The organism is Sphingobacterium ginsenosidimutans (assembly GCF_039536865.1).
Classification (GTDB): domain Bacteria; phylum Bacteroidota; class Bacteroidia; order Sphingobacteriales; family Sphingobacteriaceae; genus Sphingobacterium; species Sphingobacterium detergens.
Window position 1 is genome coordinate 1,059,073 of record NZ_BAAAZK010000007.1, and the last position, 15,301, is coordinate 1,074,373.

The following is a 15,301-nucleotide window of genomic DNA, read 5'->3' on the forward strand; positions in this document are numbered from 1 at the left end:
CCAAATAAGCCCGAAGCAATTAAAATTAACAAATTAGAGTGGTAATTAAAAATTATTTATAATCTATCTAAATAATTTTTTGTAAGACATAAAAAAATAGAAACCATTAGATCTACTCTAGATCAATCTCCATCTCCTCCAATTGTACATAAGGTTTTAATGTACGTGGATTCATGATCACATTGGATTCAACCGAAAAAATGGTGTAGATTTCCTTCTGTGCTAAAACCTCCACTGGCGTTCCATGAAAGAGTTTACGTCCATGTTTAAGCATCAGGATCCGGTCGGCATACATCGCTGCAAAATTAACATCATGGACAACCAAAATAACCATAAATCCTTTACGGGCCAGTGCTCTGGCTATAGCAAGTACTTTTTGCTGATAATGTAAATCTAAGGCAGAGATAGGTTCATCCAATAATAAAAGGGCATCCGGATTATCCCATATCTGTGCTAAGACACGTGCAAGATGAACCCGTTGTTGTTCCCCTCCCGAGAGGTTCAGAAAATCCCGATCGGCAAAAGCGGTTACACCACAGAGTTCCATCGTCTCGGCCACCACCTTATAGTCGTGCGCTGTGGGCGTATTTCTATAATGGGGGTATCTGCCCATTAAAACAATTTCTTCCACCTTAAAACTCAATGTCATCTGTTGCTGCTGACTTAAGAGCGCCCTGCATTTGGATAATGCTGCTGCATCATACGCAGATAGTAGCTTTCCATTGAAATGGATCTGTCCAGAATCAGGTTTTTTCTCCCCACATAATACCCCCATCAAGGTGGACTTTCCGGCCCCATTGGCACCAAGTACAGCCAAAATCTCACCTTTACGCACCTGAAAGGTGATATCTTTCAGTAGTTTTCGGCCTTTCAGCTCATAGTTGATTTTCTCTACACGCAACATAAGACAATATTATTTAGACATCCGAACGAAGACTATTTATCCTTGATTAAAATATACAAAAATATAGGTGTCCCTAATAGGGCAGTAATCACACCAATAGGCAATTCTATCGGTGCTACCGATACGCGGGCGATAACATCTGCCAGTGTCAGCACCAGAGCCCCTAAGAGCAGTGAGCCTGGAAGCACAAAGCGGTGATCTGCCCCCCCCATCAGGCGTACGGTATGCGGAACAATAAGTCCTACAAAACCTATAATTCCCGATACAGCCACTGAGGCCCCAACGGCCAAAGTCGATAAGATGACCACCCATCTTTTTACGCGATCACTACGCATCCCCAATAAATCCGCTTGAAGTTCGCCCAGCGCAAATGCATTCAAAGATTTTCCAAAAAATGGAAGAATAAACAAGGAAATACCTATAAATGGGCCTACAGCTAATAAATTATCCCAGGTTGCACCGCCCAAGCTGCCTAGCATCCAAAACGTAATGGTGCGGAGCTGCTGTTCTGTAGACATGTAAGTCATCAAACCTGTAAGTGCACCCGCAAATGCATTAATGGCTATTCCCGCCAACAGCATCGTAGTCACATTGGGGCGACCATTTTTACTGGCAATACGATATACCAAAAAGGCGGTTAATCCAGCTCCTACAAAAGCCCCCAAAGCCAAAATATAATAACCTATCCATGCTGAAAGTGAAGTCAGCAAGAACGTTTCAAATGCAATAATCAATACCGCAAACAAGGAGGCACCAGAAGAAATACCGATTAATCCGGGTTCTGCAAGCGGGTTTCGAAAAATCCCCTGAATGGCAGCACCTGAAATACCTAAGGCGGCACCGACCAACAACCCCAGTAATAAGCGTGGCATGCGGATCTCAAATAAAACGTTGGTCTGCATACTATCCTGATCTGGTGCTGTAGACAGATGCAGCTTCTGCATGAGCATGGATAAAATATCTCCTGCCGGTATATGATAAGCACCTAAACCTAATGCGACAATACAAGTAATAAATAATATCAGGCTCAAAGCCAGCAATATTAACTTTTGTTTCTTCTGCACCTGATCTATTTTGAATCCATTACCTTTCCAAATCCACGGTGCAGTTCCAAGATCGCATCAGGCAGCCGATTACTGAAATTAACGAGCAAGGAAGCATTCATTACCAATATGCGGTCGTTTTTACCCGCATTTGTAATTCGCATCCCTGGCAATTTAAGAATAGCTTCCTCCCCTCCCAGGCTACTCGCACCAAAATCAAACAATAATATTATATCTGGATTGGCCTGAACTAATGCCTCTGTCGTATAGGGCTTAAAATCCGAAAACTCCTGTATAGCGTTCTTTCCACCGGCTAAATTGATCATCGCATCCAAGCTACTACCCTTTCCTGCAACACTCATTGTTCCTGTTCCGCGTGCATACAAAAACAACACTTTGGGAACAGCTTTTCCTTTATTTTCCTTTTTTACCAGCTCCAATGTGCGATCCAGGCTTATTTTTGTACGGGATACCAAGGCTTTTCCCGAAGCAGGTTCACCGACACCATTAGCGACTTCCTGAATATAGCGCAGAGCTCCAGCGGCAGAATAATCTGGTTTGACTGCAATAAACTTTACGCCAGCTGCTCGGATCTGCTGGATTACGGCATTGGCCACATCGCCCTCATTTGCCAGAACCAGTGTAGGCTTAAACGACAATAAACCTTCAGCCGAAACAGAACGGTTTTTGCTTACCCTTGGCAATGCCGCCGCAGCCTTTGGTGATATACTGGTCACATCTGTCGCAATCATACGATCCCCTATCCCGAGCCCGTAAATTGTTTCTGTCAGTGAACTGTTCAATGTAATAATCCGTTGCTGTACACTTGCCCATCCTCCAAGATGTAGCAAACAACAGAGCATAATTAAGTAAATTCTACGCATCTCTTTCTGTTAACTCCATTAGAACCACACAAGATTTTGTTCCTTGTTTTCTTGTATGGCAATCATATTTGATTACAAAACAAATCAATAATCAGTCTAAATACAAATTATTTTCAATTCACCTAAATAAAGGCATACAGCAAAATAAACAAGCTATCACACTGTAATACAACAAAGTAGCACACAAAACTAAGCTCATTATGAATAACAAAAATCGGATTAAATAGAATTTATGACAATTTGCATATAGAAAAATCCAATAGTATTACCTTTTTTTGCAACATTATTTAGAATGATTAAAAATAAAAATAGTGTCTAAAAGCCTCTCTTCTATTCGAATAAGTACAGTAATCGCCCTATGTTCCTGCCAGATCTTAGCTGTGCAAGCGCAGGAAAAATGGAAGCTATCCGGAACCTTAAAAAACGAGTCCAACAAAGCGATAGCCAATGCAACTGTTTACCTCTATCCGGATAAATATGCTTTCAAAACAGATACCGCTGGAAAATTTCAATTCAATAAACTTTATGCTGGCCGTTATGAACTTGTCGCACAAGCGTTAGGCTATAAGGAGCTGCGTCAATTTGTAGACTTGACGGATAAGAACCAGGAACTGACCCTTACGGTACAGGCAGATAGTCGTCAAATCGGCGAGGTCGAAGTAAACCGTAAATTGGAGGCCGTCGATAATCTTATCAAAGCCGAAAACGCTGCTATGCCGGTCAAGGTCATCACAAAAAGAGAGATTGAGCTTATGGGCAGCCGTAGGTTAGACGAAGTCCTGAAAGAGCAGACTGGTATTGCTATCGTCAATGATATCGCCGGTGGCTCTAGAGCTGTTGGCGTTCAAATTCAAGGCTTTAGCAGCAACTATGTCATGGTATTGGTCGATGGACAACCCATGCTTGGCCGTAATAGTGGCAATTTTGATCTTTCACGTATTTCGGTGACCAACATTGAGCGTATCGAGATTATCAAGGGTGCATCCTCCTGTCTCTACGGCAGTGATGCACTTGGTGGCGCCATCAATATTATTACCCGTCATGGCGCCATAACCCCACAAGTACATGCTTCCCTCCTCTATGGCAGCTTAAACACAGTTGACGCAACATTAGAAGGCGAAACACCATTTTCCAATCAACGGGGTAGCGCCGTTGTTTCCGGAAATTATTACCGTACAGATGGATTCAATACGGACAAACAATACCTCAACTCAAAAAGTACAACATTCCCGCCTTATACCAATTACAGTTTTCAGGGGCGAGTACGCTATCGCACGAGCAAAAATGGTACAGTGGGAATGACAGGCCGATTTGCTGCCCGCGAATCTGAAATGATCAATGCCTGGTCTGAAGACCGCACCCTGCAGGACAAGCAAAAAGATCAAGATATCAATCTGTCAGTCAGCTATGACCATAATTTCGAATCAGGACTACGCAGCATGACACGTTATTATTTTTCCAGGTTCCATTCCCAGATCGCGGCACAATGGTTACGACAAGGGGTTTTGGCCAATGCTGAAGAGTTTGGTCAAAATGTACACCGCATTGAGCAGCAGTTCGCCTACAGTCCAATCCAACAGGTCAAGTTTACGGGTGGAATTGGTGGTAGTCTAGAGCAGATGGATAATCAGGACCTGGATGCCAAACGCTCGTTGAACAGTGCGTTTGTCTATCTCCAAACGGAGTGGAAACCGGTAGACCGCATGCTGACGACACTAGGGCTACGTTATGACCAGACCAATGTTTATAACGGGCATCTGAGTCCAAGTCTAGGTTTACAGTATCATATCAGTCCAACATTATTGGTCAAAGGAGGTGTTGGCGCCGGGTTCAAAGCGCCGGACTATAAGATGCGTTATCAGGTATTTTTCAATCCTGCCGCCAATTATTTAGTTGTAGGCACCGAACGGGTAGCCGATGTGGTTGCTGCCATGGACCAAGCGGGTGAATTAAGTTACAAGAACAGCTATATGCTGAATTTAGTCGCAGGTAACTTAAAGGCCGAAACTAGCCTCTCCAACAATATTGGGCTTACCTGGAATCCTTCAACCAAATTTCAGGCAGATTTTTCTCTTTTCTATCACCGTATCAACAATCAGATCAATACGGTCAGTGTAGGCAATGGTACAAGTATCGCGCAGATCTATAGTTACCGTAATTTACCGAAAGCGATGAATAAGGGTTTTGAAGTTTCAATGAGTTATCAGGCTACCAGGGATCTGCAATTATCCATGGGCTATCAATACCTCATCGCAAAAGATCTTAGTGTATTGGATAGTATCGCAGCGGGCAACTACCCTTATAATCAGATCAATGATGCTGCAAGCGACCTCTATCGACAGAGCAAAAAATCGGACTATTGGGGCATTGAGGATCGCTCGCGCCATATGGTCAATTTCAAAGCACAATATGAATACAAACCCTGGGGAGTCAATGTTAATGCCCGCGTCAATTTCAGAGGCAACACCCCTTTTCAGGAGAATAATGGAAATCAATTTATTGACAAGTATGACATCTTTATCCCCTACCATACACTCCTGAACATGACGATCGAAAAAAGTCTGATGAACCGGAGGTTAACCTTTCGTCTGATCGGGGACAACCTGTTCAATTTTACCAGCCGCTACCTATTGGGTCAGCCCGGTAGAGTGATTATGGGCGGAGTCAGTTATCGATGGATGAAGGATTAGAGATTGGAGATTAAAGCTAAAGAGAAGTACACAAAATAGTAGATAAAACAATGAGAACAATTAACATCATTATAGCGGAATGCAGCATCTGGCTTTCATTTCATAAGATTGGACGTTGTATTTTTTCAGGTTTTCTGGCATTTATGTTCCTTTCCTGCGGGAAGGACAAAGACTATACGATTGGACTAGAAGATGGCAAGAGTATTGTCATCAAAGATCTGGCCGGTGACACCGATGCCGCCATGGGTGACGGTGCCGAGGGTAAAGAAAAACGACCCTTCTATACATTTCTATTTCGTTTTAAGGATAAAAAACAGATATGGATCAAGACAAAGGCCGATTCTGTACAATGGCTGAAGACAAAAGACTGGGATATTGCATTTACTGGGCCCTATAATTCTGAGGTTTTTGTCAACAATGCCATGGATGAGTTTAACCCAGGTTATCAAGGTGAAGCCAACAATACAGCTGTCATGCTCCTGAAACAATCCTACCAAAGCCTTATGGTCGCCCCTTCGGATGAGGAGTTCAATAAGAACGGTACCGGTAAAATCGGCTGGGCGTCCAATTCCGAATCGCTCGGCTGGTTTCAGTATAGTCTAAGTACCCATATTATGCAAGCGCTGCCAAATCGCACCTATGTTATCCGACTTCCCGATGGTAAATATGCCAAGTTACAATTGATCAATGCCTATAAAGGAAATCCATCGGCAGTGACCAATATGAACTGGCCGGCTCCCTATTACACCTTTAAATATTATGTACAGGAAGATGGCAGTAAAGATTTAAATACAAACACATTATAAATAAGGAAAAATTACACAAATAAATTAAAGATGAACAAATTATTTACAACAGCGGCACTTTTATGTGCATTGAGTCTAGGTTTTACTTCCTGTAGCAAGGATGATGATAAAGTTGAAGAAAGCAAACTTAACGATGCAACGGCTATAACTGCAGTTGCAAAAATTGAAGTTCCCGCAGGCGCAAAAGTTTTTTATGATTTCAAAACAAATAGTGTTCAGGAGGAAGCAAAAAGTATGATAAATCTATCTGGCATGTATGGTTCTACTTTGCAAAATACATCAACTGAAAACTATAAAATGGGATATTTCGATCAAGAGAATACAAATATTGAAAAATTGACATTAGCGGCAGTACTAGGTGCCAATATAACCTCCACAGAAAAATTAGGCATAGATGCTTCCAATGCTGGTGCTCCAGCCACAGGCCCCACATGGATAATCTATGACTTTAAGAATAATCATGCAGTATACCCCACCCCTAACCGTTACATCGTAATGTATAAAGGGGAAAAGCTAAGCGATAAGAGCGACGAACTCTTTGTGATTCAGGCAGCTGGAATTACTGCTCTCAATGGAAATGCAACGTACAATATTAATTTTAAAAAGTTTGTAAAATAATTTATTAAAAGGTACGATCAATCTACTCAAGTAGTTAATGTCTCCAAATATATTTAAATCAAAAAAACCTACATCAATTAAATTTGGAGACATCATTATTATTTTTCCGATCAAAAAGCTCTTAATTGAAGTTCCATTAACATTATATGCAAAGAACATATAACATATTAAGTCAAACGGCTAAAATCAAAATTAATATATAAAATATCATTTTTCATACACAAGTAATGGGGTAAACTCTTTACCTTTACTATTATTTAGAATGATTTTAAATAAATATAAAATGTAACACATGAACATATCAAGACAGCTTACCAGAACAAAATATATTGCATTGCTCTGCATCGGTATGGCAATCCATACTGCTTGCAGCAAATCGGATCCAGTAACCGAACCCGTTGTGGAGCCGCCGAAAGAAGAAGAGAGCAATACCGGGCTTTACAATAAATTGATTACCGTACGCGATTTCGCTGCTACAGATAAAAACGATGGCCAAAATGCTGCCCCTACAGTATATTATAGCTTGGAAACCAATAAAGGTATCGCGGAAACAAATCGTCAAACGCGGAACTGGGACATTGCATTCAGCAATATCTTCAACAGCCACGTGTCTGGAAATAACGGGACGAACAATACGAATTTTGGTTACGGCAATAACGCAACCGGTGGTATCCTAATCGTTGAAAAAGCATTTGATGAAGTAACAGAAGTACCGGCTGACACTGAATTCAAGGTAATCGGCGATGCGATCGGAATGGATCAGAATGGTGATGAAGGAAATGGAGTTGGCTGGTTATTGTATGACTTTTATGGTCGTCTGGTTCGGCAGCACGCTGTTCAGAACGAACATGTTGCTTATGCGCTTGGAAATGGACTAACATTACTGAATGGAAAAGTAATCAAACCACGAACGTTAATTGTTCGTACGGCAAAAGGCAATTATGCGAAAATTAGACCGATTTCAATGTATAAAGGTCTCTATAAACCCGAGCAATGGCTTAAAGACTCCCCCCATGTATTTATCTCTTTTGATTACGTTATCGTACCAAAAGGCAGCAAAACATTTGAGATAAAACCTTAAATAGTACAATTCTTATTCAAAAAAAACCGGATATACGGTCGAGGTACATCCGGTATCAAATTGACTAATTAACATATATTTATTAACTAGCCCACTGTAGAAGTGGCAAAATTACGAAAAAGAAATGAAAATCAAATTCAGAACTTTATCAATTGCCTTAGGTATTGCCGCGATTGGCATGACCGCATCATGTAGTAAAGACAATTCACTTGCTCCTAGTATCGAAGAGCAATCACTCAGCAAACGTGCTGTTACTCCTTCGACGACAATTGGCGGTACGGTAAACTTTACCGCAACCGGTACAAAAGGATATTTAAAAACGATCGCTACAGGCACCTATGGTGCACGCAATTTCCACCAAGGTACAGTGCCAGATTTGGTGGACACAACGCAATGGAAAAACCCAGCCAGCACCTATTACTACAACTTGATTACCAATGACGGTGGTACATCCACTAGCTATGATTTTCAATTTAGTGGTACAGCAAATGCGAGTTTGACCGTAAATACGACGAAGTATAACTTGTATTATGTAAATACAGCTTTTGAATCTGTTTCTTCAAGTACTACAGGAACATTAATTGCAAACGGTACAGCAGCTTCCAATAGTACAAATGGAACAGGCAACCCGAGCAGTACTGGCTGGTACATCTATAACATTAGCAATCATATTATGAGCAGTTATGGGCCGAGAACGTATATTTTAGAAAACAAGACAACCGGCGATCAATGGAAATTGCGTCTAAATAGTGTTTACAAGGACGAAACTCCAAATGCGAGCTACGCCGCAACAAACTTTCCGTTTATGAGTTTCGATTATAAGAAACTATAATAAGCCTTAATACCCTTATTTTTTAATAAGAATTGTAAATTTTAAATCCGGTGCCAGCCTTGCTGGTACCGGTTACTTTCCAGACTAAAATGAAAAATCAGTTATTAACCACCCAAAAATTTAAGATCGCTACGGGCCTTATATTGAGCAGCTTGTATTTAAGTTCTTGTACCAAAACAGAAATTCAACCCTATGAACCCGAGAGCATGGCCCGGATCAGTAGTTTCAAGATTGTCAATACCAGCAAAGAAGTCATTGGCGCTATTGACAATGACGCCAAGACCATTACGGTTACGCTGCCCGAAGGACTCTATATGTCCAGCCTGGAGCCTGAAATAAAAGTTGCCAAAGGCGCAACCCTAAAACAAGGCTCGGATACACTGATCACCAATATGGTCGATTATTTTTCCAAAGGTCGTACCATTCAATACCCTGTTGCCGCTACAGATGGCAGTACAGCCACCTATACGCTGATCGTCAAAAGTGATCAACCATCGCTCAATTTGCAGGAGGTTAGTTCGAACTCAAATGAACCAGTTGAATATGATCAATCATACTGGTATACCTCAAATGATATTTACATTTACAATAACTTCGCTAGTTACCCCTATATCGCGACTTATGAGAGTGATCTGGAACTAGTTCGTGCTAGCTTAGTGGATAAAGACGGGAAAGAGTATCCATTTAATATAGCTGTGACCGGAACTCCCCCCTCGATCGAAAAATCCTATATGCATCTTGTTCTAAATGATATTAAAGGACGCGTCACAGGCAGCGGTAGTTCCCTGACATATAACAAAGTGCCGGCAGCAGGTGATTATTATGTCAAATTGCGTTACTACAGCCGCGAGGAAACCTTAAAAAATCCTATCCGAATTATTTACAACAACTAATCATTGTTTTCAAAAGCGAGGTCATGACCGCATTCGCTTTTAGGTATTGACGGAAACACTCCCCGGCGATAGAAATTTACCCCAAATATGAAAAAAACAACCACATTATATCGCATTCCTACCCTATTGTTAGCAGTAGGAATCACACTATTCTCCGCTTGTAAAAAAGAGTACGAAACTGCGCTAACGCCTTACACAGAAATCACTTCTTTTAAAATCCCTTACAACGCAGGCAAAGATACCATTGTAGCAGCTGTGGATGGTGAAAACATTTATGTCTCCTGGCCCGGATCAACCGAATGGCCTATTCCGGAGACTGTTGCTCCGATTATTAATATTTCAAAAAATGCAAGCATAAGCCCTGCCTCAGGAACGGCAATCGCACTCAAAGATGGACTGCAATATCAGGTAAAAGCCCAGGATGGCACCATAAAGACCTATACGATAAAATTGTCAAATGGGTCACTATTACCTTCCTTTCGAGACGAAGAAACGCAGATTACTGCTATCGTGGGTCAAAGCAATTTCAGTATCCCAATGAATAATCTTATGCTGGATGGAAGTGATAGTCTGTACCTCGTCAACGATCAAAATAAAGCCTATAAACTTATGCTGAATAAAGTTGAAAACGGACTTATTATTTTCTATGTGGATCAGCAAGATGGCTCGGGGATTCCTTCAGGTGATTATTATGCACAGGTGATGAACAAATTTGGTATTCCTGTTAAAAGCAGTAAAAAGTTCGTAAGCGTTGCAGCCGATCAGGCACTTCCTTATGTCTATTTTAACCATGCAAAAGAATGGCAGGTCAAAAGAGGCGAAATTATAAATCTTCCTGCAAGACATTTGAACAAAACGTCAGATATTAGAGTTGTAAATTTAAATTACACCGAAGATGGTTTCCCCAACAGTTTATCTTTGAACTTTCTCGGTATTTCAGATGATTTAAAATCCATTAAAGTGCAGATACCCGAAGATGCTCCAATAGGCATTTCTTCGGATTTAAACAATGGTATTAGCATACGGGTCCGTCTTGATCGTTTTATTACACAAGTGACTCCCTATTATAATTATCCAATCAAAATCGTAGAATAAAAATCCTGTCGTTTTTCATAGATGATAAATCAGAAAACAGCATAAATATTTGGAAATAAATACGAATCTTTGTATAGAATCGTTATAAATAAAAATAAGAACATGTTAAGTCAACATATCAAAGAGCAAACGCACGCTGCTCACCAAAACGTAGAAGGAACGATCGTGCGTCAATTAAAAAATATTCGTTCTGAAGCAGATTATGCTGAGGTATTAAAAGGGTTCTATGCTTATTTCCGTGCCGTAGAAGATAACATCGCTCCTTTTGTTACGGCTGAAGTATTACCAGATCTTGCCGAACGCCGCAACTCGTCCTATATTAAAAATGATATTGAGACGCTAGGTGGCAACGTCGATAGCCTCCCTGAGGCAACAGCACCTACTGTTAACAATGTGTTGGAAGCGTTGGCATCTTTATATGTGCTGGAAGGTTCTATCATGGGTGGTCCGTATATCGTACAGATGCTGAACAAATATGGTGTCAACAAGGGAACCTCTTTCTTCGAAGGTTATGGTGAAAATAGCCGCGAGATGTGGGCTGGCTTTACGGCTGTATTAAATAAATATGCTGAAGATCCCGCAACTTATGATCACGCAGTAGAAATTGCAAACCAAACTTTTTATAACTTTGGAGACGTATTCACTCCGATCACAAGTGCAAACTAAAAAGGCGTGATATTGTTTAATCCTTCAGATGGAGCAAAAAGACAATAAATCAAAATGGTTGAAGCGTGCCGGCATGGGGGCATTCCTCTTCTTCCTGGCAAAAGGACTTGTATGGCTTGCGGTATTTTTCTTCGCGGCTAAGTCCTGCAGTGTATCTATTTAGTATTAAATAAGAAGCCGTCTCCCAATTGTATTAAAGAACAATTTCGGAGACGGCTTCTATTTTGTTTCCCTTTCTTGTTGTTATTTCTTTAGATCCGCCATAAGTTCTGCGGCATCTGGCATAAATAGTTGCAATATTTTTTCATATACACAATACATTCCTCAACTAACTTTTTAATAAGATACTGTTCACCATATCCCTAGGATAGCTGAAAGGCAGCTAGAATCGAAGCTGGATTAAAATCTATTTCGTTGAGCACATTCGACCGTCGGCTACTTTTTTCCAGATACAGTATGGTAAATCCAACAAATATGGAGCTACCTACAAAATCGCTACATTTGATAGTTAAGGTCTTTGCTGGTATCCCATCCGATTTAACATCGTATTCCCACTCGATATCTTTTATCTCTGTAGGCTCAAACTCGTCGAAGTCAAATGAGACTGCAAAAAATTTAAATACTACCGCATTGCATTTTTCAGGAAGGACCAGCGCTCTTTTTATATCAAAATCCGGAAATGATATTTTAAGCTCATTCTTCTTGTTCAGGGAGATTACCGGATCGATAAAAAGATAATCCTGCATATGACAGTTTTCATTGAACTGAAAATTTACCAAGCGATCCAATACGCAGTTGCTCAGCGTCCGGCTGCCCTTTTCGCAATCAAGATTTGTCTTTATCGCGCGATAGACCTGCCTATTTAACCGATTGCCCATCTGTCCATCATGGAGATCCTGGTGGACTTCCCCAAAACACGTGCGGATCATTGCACCCGCGCGGCTTACCTTTCCAAAATCTTTACCTGCCCGTTTGGTATCATCCGTCTGTTTAACGCGATATGGTCTGCTTTGCAGGTAGTTTTTATTGCCAACTTTTCTATTCACCAGCGGGCCAACCAGACCCCTGATAAATCCATTATCATTTATTCCCATACTTAAAGATACGACTGTAAATAGCTGATGTCAAGCATCTTATATATTTTTAGCAAATTTCAAATTCGAGTAAAATGACAATTATAAATATTGTAATTTTAAAGGGACTTCGTTGTAAATAACTTAGGGACAAGTTCGCCACAAGCTCGCCCTCCTGCCGACTTGTAAAAAACATGCAGGCACAGTGAAAGCACCTTAAAAGGTGGACTCAAGGTGGACTCACTGTGCATTCAATCTGCTTACAGGCCGAACTTGGTAATAACTTGGTCTTAACTTGGTCACCACCAGTCCCCTCTCCCAACCAAACGTCACCATCAAACATCAACAAGAAACCTGTTTACGCTTTTCTTATCTGAACCCCCTGATTCTCTCATCTGACAACTTCATTGCCACTCTATCCCGTTTATCCTCAGGGCAAAAAAGCTTCTAGAGTATACTTCAAATTGTGAGGCCCTTTTATTTCTCTTATTTTGCAATTTTTAATAAAAATAGACTTCGAATACATAACGTCCAATTTTTTAAGCGAATACAATTGAACAACCTAAAAACGTCAACCTATCTCAGGCCAATTTAGCAATAGCGGCATTTCAAAGTAAAGAATAAGCGTGTCAACGCATCAATTTTTCATTTTTTTCTGCAATTCCCTCAACTGCTCGTAATTATCTTTTTCTATAGTATGAGGTCCAATAGCCTTAATTAATGTCAACGTCCGGTCACCGGAGTGGTAAACATAGATATGATTTTTATCGCGAAAAAAATAGTTGTATTCAATCACCACGGGTATCTGCCCCCTGCCCCCATCGCAACCTTCAATAACATCTACAGTAGAACCGAGCAATTCCATGCTTTCCCGATCTGCGCTGTTGGGGATCTCTTTATTTTCTATCAGCAATTTATCGTCATAAGCGTAAGCTAGTTTCAGATCTTTTAAAGTGGACTGATGTGTTATTGTTCTTTTCTTGGTCAAGGTATTATCGTCAAATACCAATTGCCTACCATCATCAAAGAAATTGGGAATTCCTTTTTGATAAGAATAGACTCCATTGACAAACTTGCTATCTTTATTGAGCCAGGTCACAGGCTCTAATGTTCCCGCTCCATCTTGGTCCTTATAAAAAGCTGTGCCATCAAAATAGAATCCAGAGGCAGTGATCTCCAATGATCTTGGTTGTGCAACAGCTTTCAGGTTCATTGGTGGCTGGTCATTGATCAGATCCCAACCATTATAATATATCTTACCTTCTTTATCGATAAGTTCATGTTGTTTATTCAGCCATTGTGCTTTTACTGGATACAAGTAAGCAGTTGTACCATCCTGCAATCCCAGTCCCGCCGAAATATAGCACCAGATATTTCCATCATTAAAATCAACAAACGAATTCAGCCAGTTTCGTGCCACCTCTTTAATTGTAAATGGCCGTTTCAGATCAAGATTCAGAAGTAATTCGGTAATATCCATTTGATCAAAAATACTGACATCATAAATGTAGGCCATATTCCCATCCGTAAGCAAATATTTATCCTCATTATTTTCTAGTTTGAGGCATTGTATGGTCGCAGGGTTCAGTCCCTCAATTATTTCAGCCGTTAATTGTCTACCTTCATAGCAATAGACATGCTTATCGTCCTTGAGCAGATATCTACGGTTTTGGAATTGAGCGAGTACAACAGGTTTATCAGGAAACACCCTGGTAGCTGTCTTGGTTATTTTTTTTGCGTATGGATCAAAGGAAAAAGAAAACCATTTTCCATGCACATAAAGTAGATCTGCGTCAAATGTAGCCTGCACATCTTTTCTAGCTGCAATTTTTACTGGCGTTACTTGGTTAACATCAGAGAATTCGGCCGCAAGTAAATAGTAGGCATTATCATCCATCAGGAGCATATTATCTCCATTTCGATTGATCATTTTCACATCCTTACCGACCTGTGACATGGATATACACCGTTGATGCGCCATACTCATACCATTAGGATCCATAACAGTAATCTCTAAAAAAGGGCTACCTTTTACCTGAACAATTTTATAGGTTGTCTTTGTATGGTAATGATAACATTCGCTCGCCCGCAGCACAACCTGGGCGAGCAGCAAGAATAAGGTGATTACAATTACTTTTTTCATTTCCTAAAGCTATTATTTTATCAAAATTACTGCCCAGCATTGGCTAATCACGCTATCCATTATTAGCGATACCGTTGGTGGTAATCTGCAATCAGATTTTTAAGTTCATAGAAATCAACAGACAATTGATCGGCCGTCACGGCTATTCCATTACTAATAACAAATTGTTGCAACTGCGATGAGAGATTTTGAAAATGATCTTCTGGATTCCGCAATTTCAAAGAGATAAATGGAGCACGATGGGCAACTCCCTCCGATACAGACTGCACTGCAGTCCATTTTATTAAGCCAATCGCTTTCCCCAGGGGTGTTCCCTTAAAATGGATACCATCTGCATTCAAAATAAGACCTGTTTGGTCTTTATCAAACATACTCTTTGTACCGGAAATTAAACCATAACAACCAAGGCAGCCCATCATAAACATCAATGTACCAAAGGTTATATTTATTCTTTGAGCTACAAAGAAAATGTAATAAGCAAAGGTCAACGTCGCGACAGTAAGCACCATACCGAACACGACTAATTTTAGGCACTTTTTGCTGTCAAATTCTATAATAGTCTCATTCATATAT

Annotated in this window: 15 protein-coding genes; 9 read left to right on the top strand and 6 right to left on the bottom strand. The window is 40.5% G+C overall.

Translation table 11 applies throughout. From position 1 onward, the window contains the following. Positions 1-112: 112 nt before the first annotated feature. The 3 genes from ABFX33_RS16795 to ABFX33_RS16805 are packed head-to-tail and all read right to left on the bottom strand — an operon-like array spanning position 113 to position 2,831. Positions 113-904, bottom strand: coding sequence for a heme ABC transporter ATP-binding protein (locus ABFX33_RS16795; protein WP_346086944.1), 792 nt, complete (start codon positions 902-904; stop codon positions 113-115). 32 nt (positions 905-936) lie between these two features. Further along, positions 937-1,968 carry a FecCD family ABC transporter permease gene (locus ABFX33_RS16800; protein WP_346086945.1) on the bottom strand — a complete coding sequence of 344 codons (1,032 nt, stop codon included), beginning with the start codon at positions 1,966-1,968 and terminating at the stop codon, positions 937-939. A gap of 5 nt (positions 1,969-1,973) precedes the next feature. Next, positions 1,974-2,831 (bottom strand): heme/hemin ABC transporter substrate-binding protein, encoded by an 858-nt coding sequence (locus ABFX33_RS16805; RefSeq protein WP_346086946.1) that lies wholly within the window; start codon positions 2,829-2,831, stop codon positions 1,974-1,976. Positions 2,832-3,142: 311 nt separating this feature from the next. On the opposite strand from ABFX33_RS16805, the gene ABFX33_RS16810 reads away from it, so the two are divergent. From ABFX33_RS16810 to ABFX33_RS16850, 9 genes are all read left to right on the top strand, one after another. Continuing rightward, positions 3,143-5,521 (top strand): TonB-dependent receptor, encoded by a 2,379-nt coding sequence (locus tag ABFX33_RS16810; protein WP_346086947.1) that lies wholly within the window; start codon positions 3,143-3,145, stop codon positions 5,519-5,521. Between the two features lie 50 nt (positions 5,522-5,571). Then, positions 5,572-6,327 (top strand): HmuY family protein, encoded by a 756-nt coding sequence (locus ABFX33_RS16815; protein WP_346086948.1) that lies wholly within the window; start codon positions 5,572-5,574, stop codon positions 6,325-6,327. A gap of 30 nt (positions 6,328-6,357) precedes the next feature. After that, the gene (locus tag ABFX33_RS16820; protein WP_346086949.1) at positions 6,358-6,945 is read left to right on the top strand and encodes a hypothetical protein; all 588 of its coding nucleotides are present in this window, start codon (positions 6,358-6,360) and stop codon (positions 6,943-6,945) included. Between the two features lie 292 nt (positions 6,946-7,237). After that, positions 7,238-8,026 (top strand): HmuY family protein, encoded by a 789-nt coding sequence (locus ABFX33_RS16825; protein WP_346086950.1) that lies wholly within the window; start codon positions 7,238-7,240, stop codon positions 8,024-8,026. Between the two features lie 124 nt (positions 8,027-8,150). After that, positions 8,151-8,858, top strand: a complete 708-nt coding sequence (locus tag ABFX33_RS16830; protein ID WP_120257335.1) for a hypothetical protein — start codon at positions 8,151-8,153, stop codon at positions 8,856-8,858. A gap of 89 nt (positions 8,859-8,947) precedes the next feature. Next, a complete protein-coding gene (locus ABFX33_RS16835) occupies positions 8,948-9,751 on the top strand; it encodes a hypothetical protein (protein WP_346086951.1) in 804 nt (267 codons plus the stop codon). Positions 9,752-9,838: 87 nt separating this feature from the next. Next, entirely contained in the window at positions 9,839-10,846 is a 1,008-nt protein-coding gene (locus ABFX33_RS16840; protein WP_346086952.1) for a hypothetical protein, read from the top strand. A gap of 102 nt (positions 10,847-10,948) precedes the next feature. Beyond that, on the top strand, positions 10,949-11,512 hold the full coding sequence (locus ABFX33_RS16845) for a biliverdin-producing heme oxygenase (RefSeq protein ID WP_346086953.1): 564 nt from the start codon (positions 10,949-10,951) through the stop codon (positions 11,510-11,512). Positions 11,513-11,540: 28 nt separating this feature from the next. Further along, complete coding sequence (locus ABFX33_RS16850) at positions 11,541-11,675, top strand: hypothetical protein (RefSeq protein WP_279634384.1); 135 nt, start codon at positions 11,541-11,543, stop codon at positions 11,673-11,675. 199 nt (positions 11,676-11,874) lie between these two features. On the opposite strand, the gene ABFX33_RS16855 is transcribed toward ABFX33_RS16850, so the two are convergent. The 3 genes from ABFX33_RS16855 to ABFX33_RS16865 all read right to left on the bottom strand — a co-directional run bounded on the left by ABFX33_RS16855 (position 11,875) and on the right by ABFX33_RS16865 (position 15,297). Continuing rightward, positions 11,875-12,606, bottom strand: a complete 732-nt coding sequence (locus ABFX33_RS16855; RefSeq protein WP_346086954.1) for a hypothetical protein — start codon at positions 12,604-12,606, stop codon at positions 11,875-11,877. A 616-nt stretch (positions 12,607-13,222) separates the two neighbouring features. Continuing rightward, positions 13,223-14,728, bottom strand: a complete 1,506-nt coding sequence (locus ABFX33_RS16860; RefSeq protein WP_346086955.1) for a hypothetical protein — start codon at positions 14,726-14,728, stop codon at positions 13,223-13,225. Between the two features lie 62 nt (positions 14,729-14,790). Further along, positions 14,791-15,297, bottom strand: coding sequence for an STM3941 family protein (locus tag ABFX33_RS16865; RefSeq protein ID WP_346086956.1), 507 nt, complete (start codon positions 15,295-15,297; stop codon positions 14,791-14,793). Between the last annotated feature and the right edge of the window lie 4 nt (positions 15,298-15,301).

Excerpts from the sequence above, each read along its gene's own strand:
- ABFX33_RS16845 (WP_346086953.1), top strand. The coding sequence starts at position 10,949 with ATGTTAAGTCAACATATCAAAGAGCAAACGCACGCTGCTCACCAAAAC.
- ABFX33_RS16815 (WP_346086948.1), top strand. The coding sequence starts at position 5,572 with ATGAGAACAATTAACATCATTATAGCGGAATGCAGCATCTGGCTTTCA.
- ABFX33_RS16830 (WP_120257335.1), top strand. The coding sequence starts at position 8,151 with ATGAAAATCAAATTCAGAACTTTATCAATTGCCTTAGGTATTGCCGCG.
- ABFX33_RS16805 (WP_346086946.1), bottom strand. The coding sequence starts at position 2,831 with ATGCGTAGAATTTACTTAATTATGCTCTGTTGTTTGCTACATCTTGGA.
- ABFX33_RS16865 (WP_346086956.1), bottom strand. The coding sequence starts at position 15,297 with ATGAATGAGACTATTATAGAATTTGACAGCAAAAAGTGCCTAAAATTA.
- ABFX33_RS16840 (WP_346086952.1), top strand. The coding sequence starts at position 9,839 with ATGAAAAAAACAACCACATTATATCGCATTCCTACCCTATTGTTAGCA.
- ABFX33_RS16850 (WP_279634384.1), top strand. The coding sequence starts at position 11,541 with ATGGAGCAAAAAGACAATAAATCAAAATGGTTGAAGCGTGCCGGCATG.
- ABFX33_RS16825 (WP_346086950.1), top strand. The coding sequence starts at position 7,238 with ATGAACATATCAAGACAGCTTACCAGAACAAAATATATTGCATTGCTC.
- ABFX33_RS16820 (WP_346086949.1), top strand. The coding sequence starts at position 6,358 with ATGAACAAATTATTTACAACAGCGGCACTTTTATGTGCATTGAGTCTA.
- ABFX33_RS16860 (WP_346086955.1), bottom strand. The coding sequence starts at position 14,728 with ATGAAAAAAGTAATTGTAATCACCTTATTCTTGCTGCTCGCCCAGGTT.
- ABFX33_RS16835 (WP_346086951.1), top strand. The coding sequence starts at position 8,948 with ATGAAAAATCAGTTATTAACCACCCAAAAATTTAAGATCGCTACGGGC.
- ABFX33_RS16795 (WP_346086944.1), bottom strand. The coding sequence starts at position 904 with ATGTTGCGTGTAGAGAAAATCAACTATGAGCTGAAAGGCCGAAAACTA.
- ABFX33_RS16855 (WP_346086954.1), bottom strand. The coding sequence starts at position 12,606 with ATGGGAATAAATGATAATGGATTTATCAGGGGTCTGGTTGGCCCGCTG.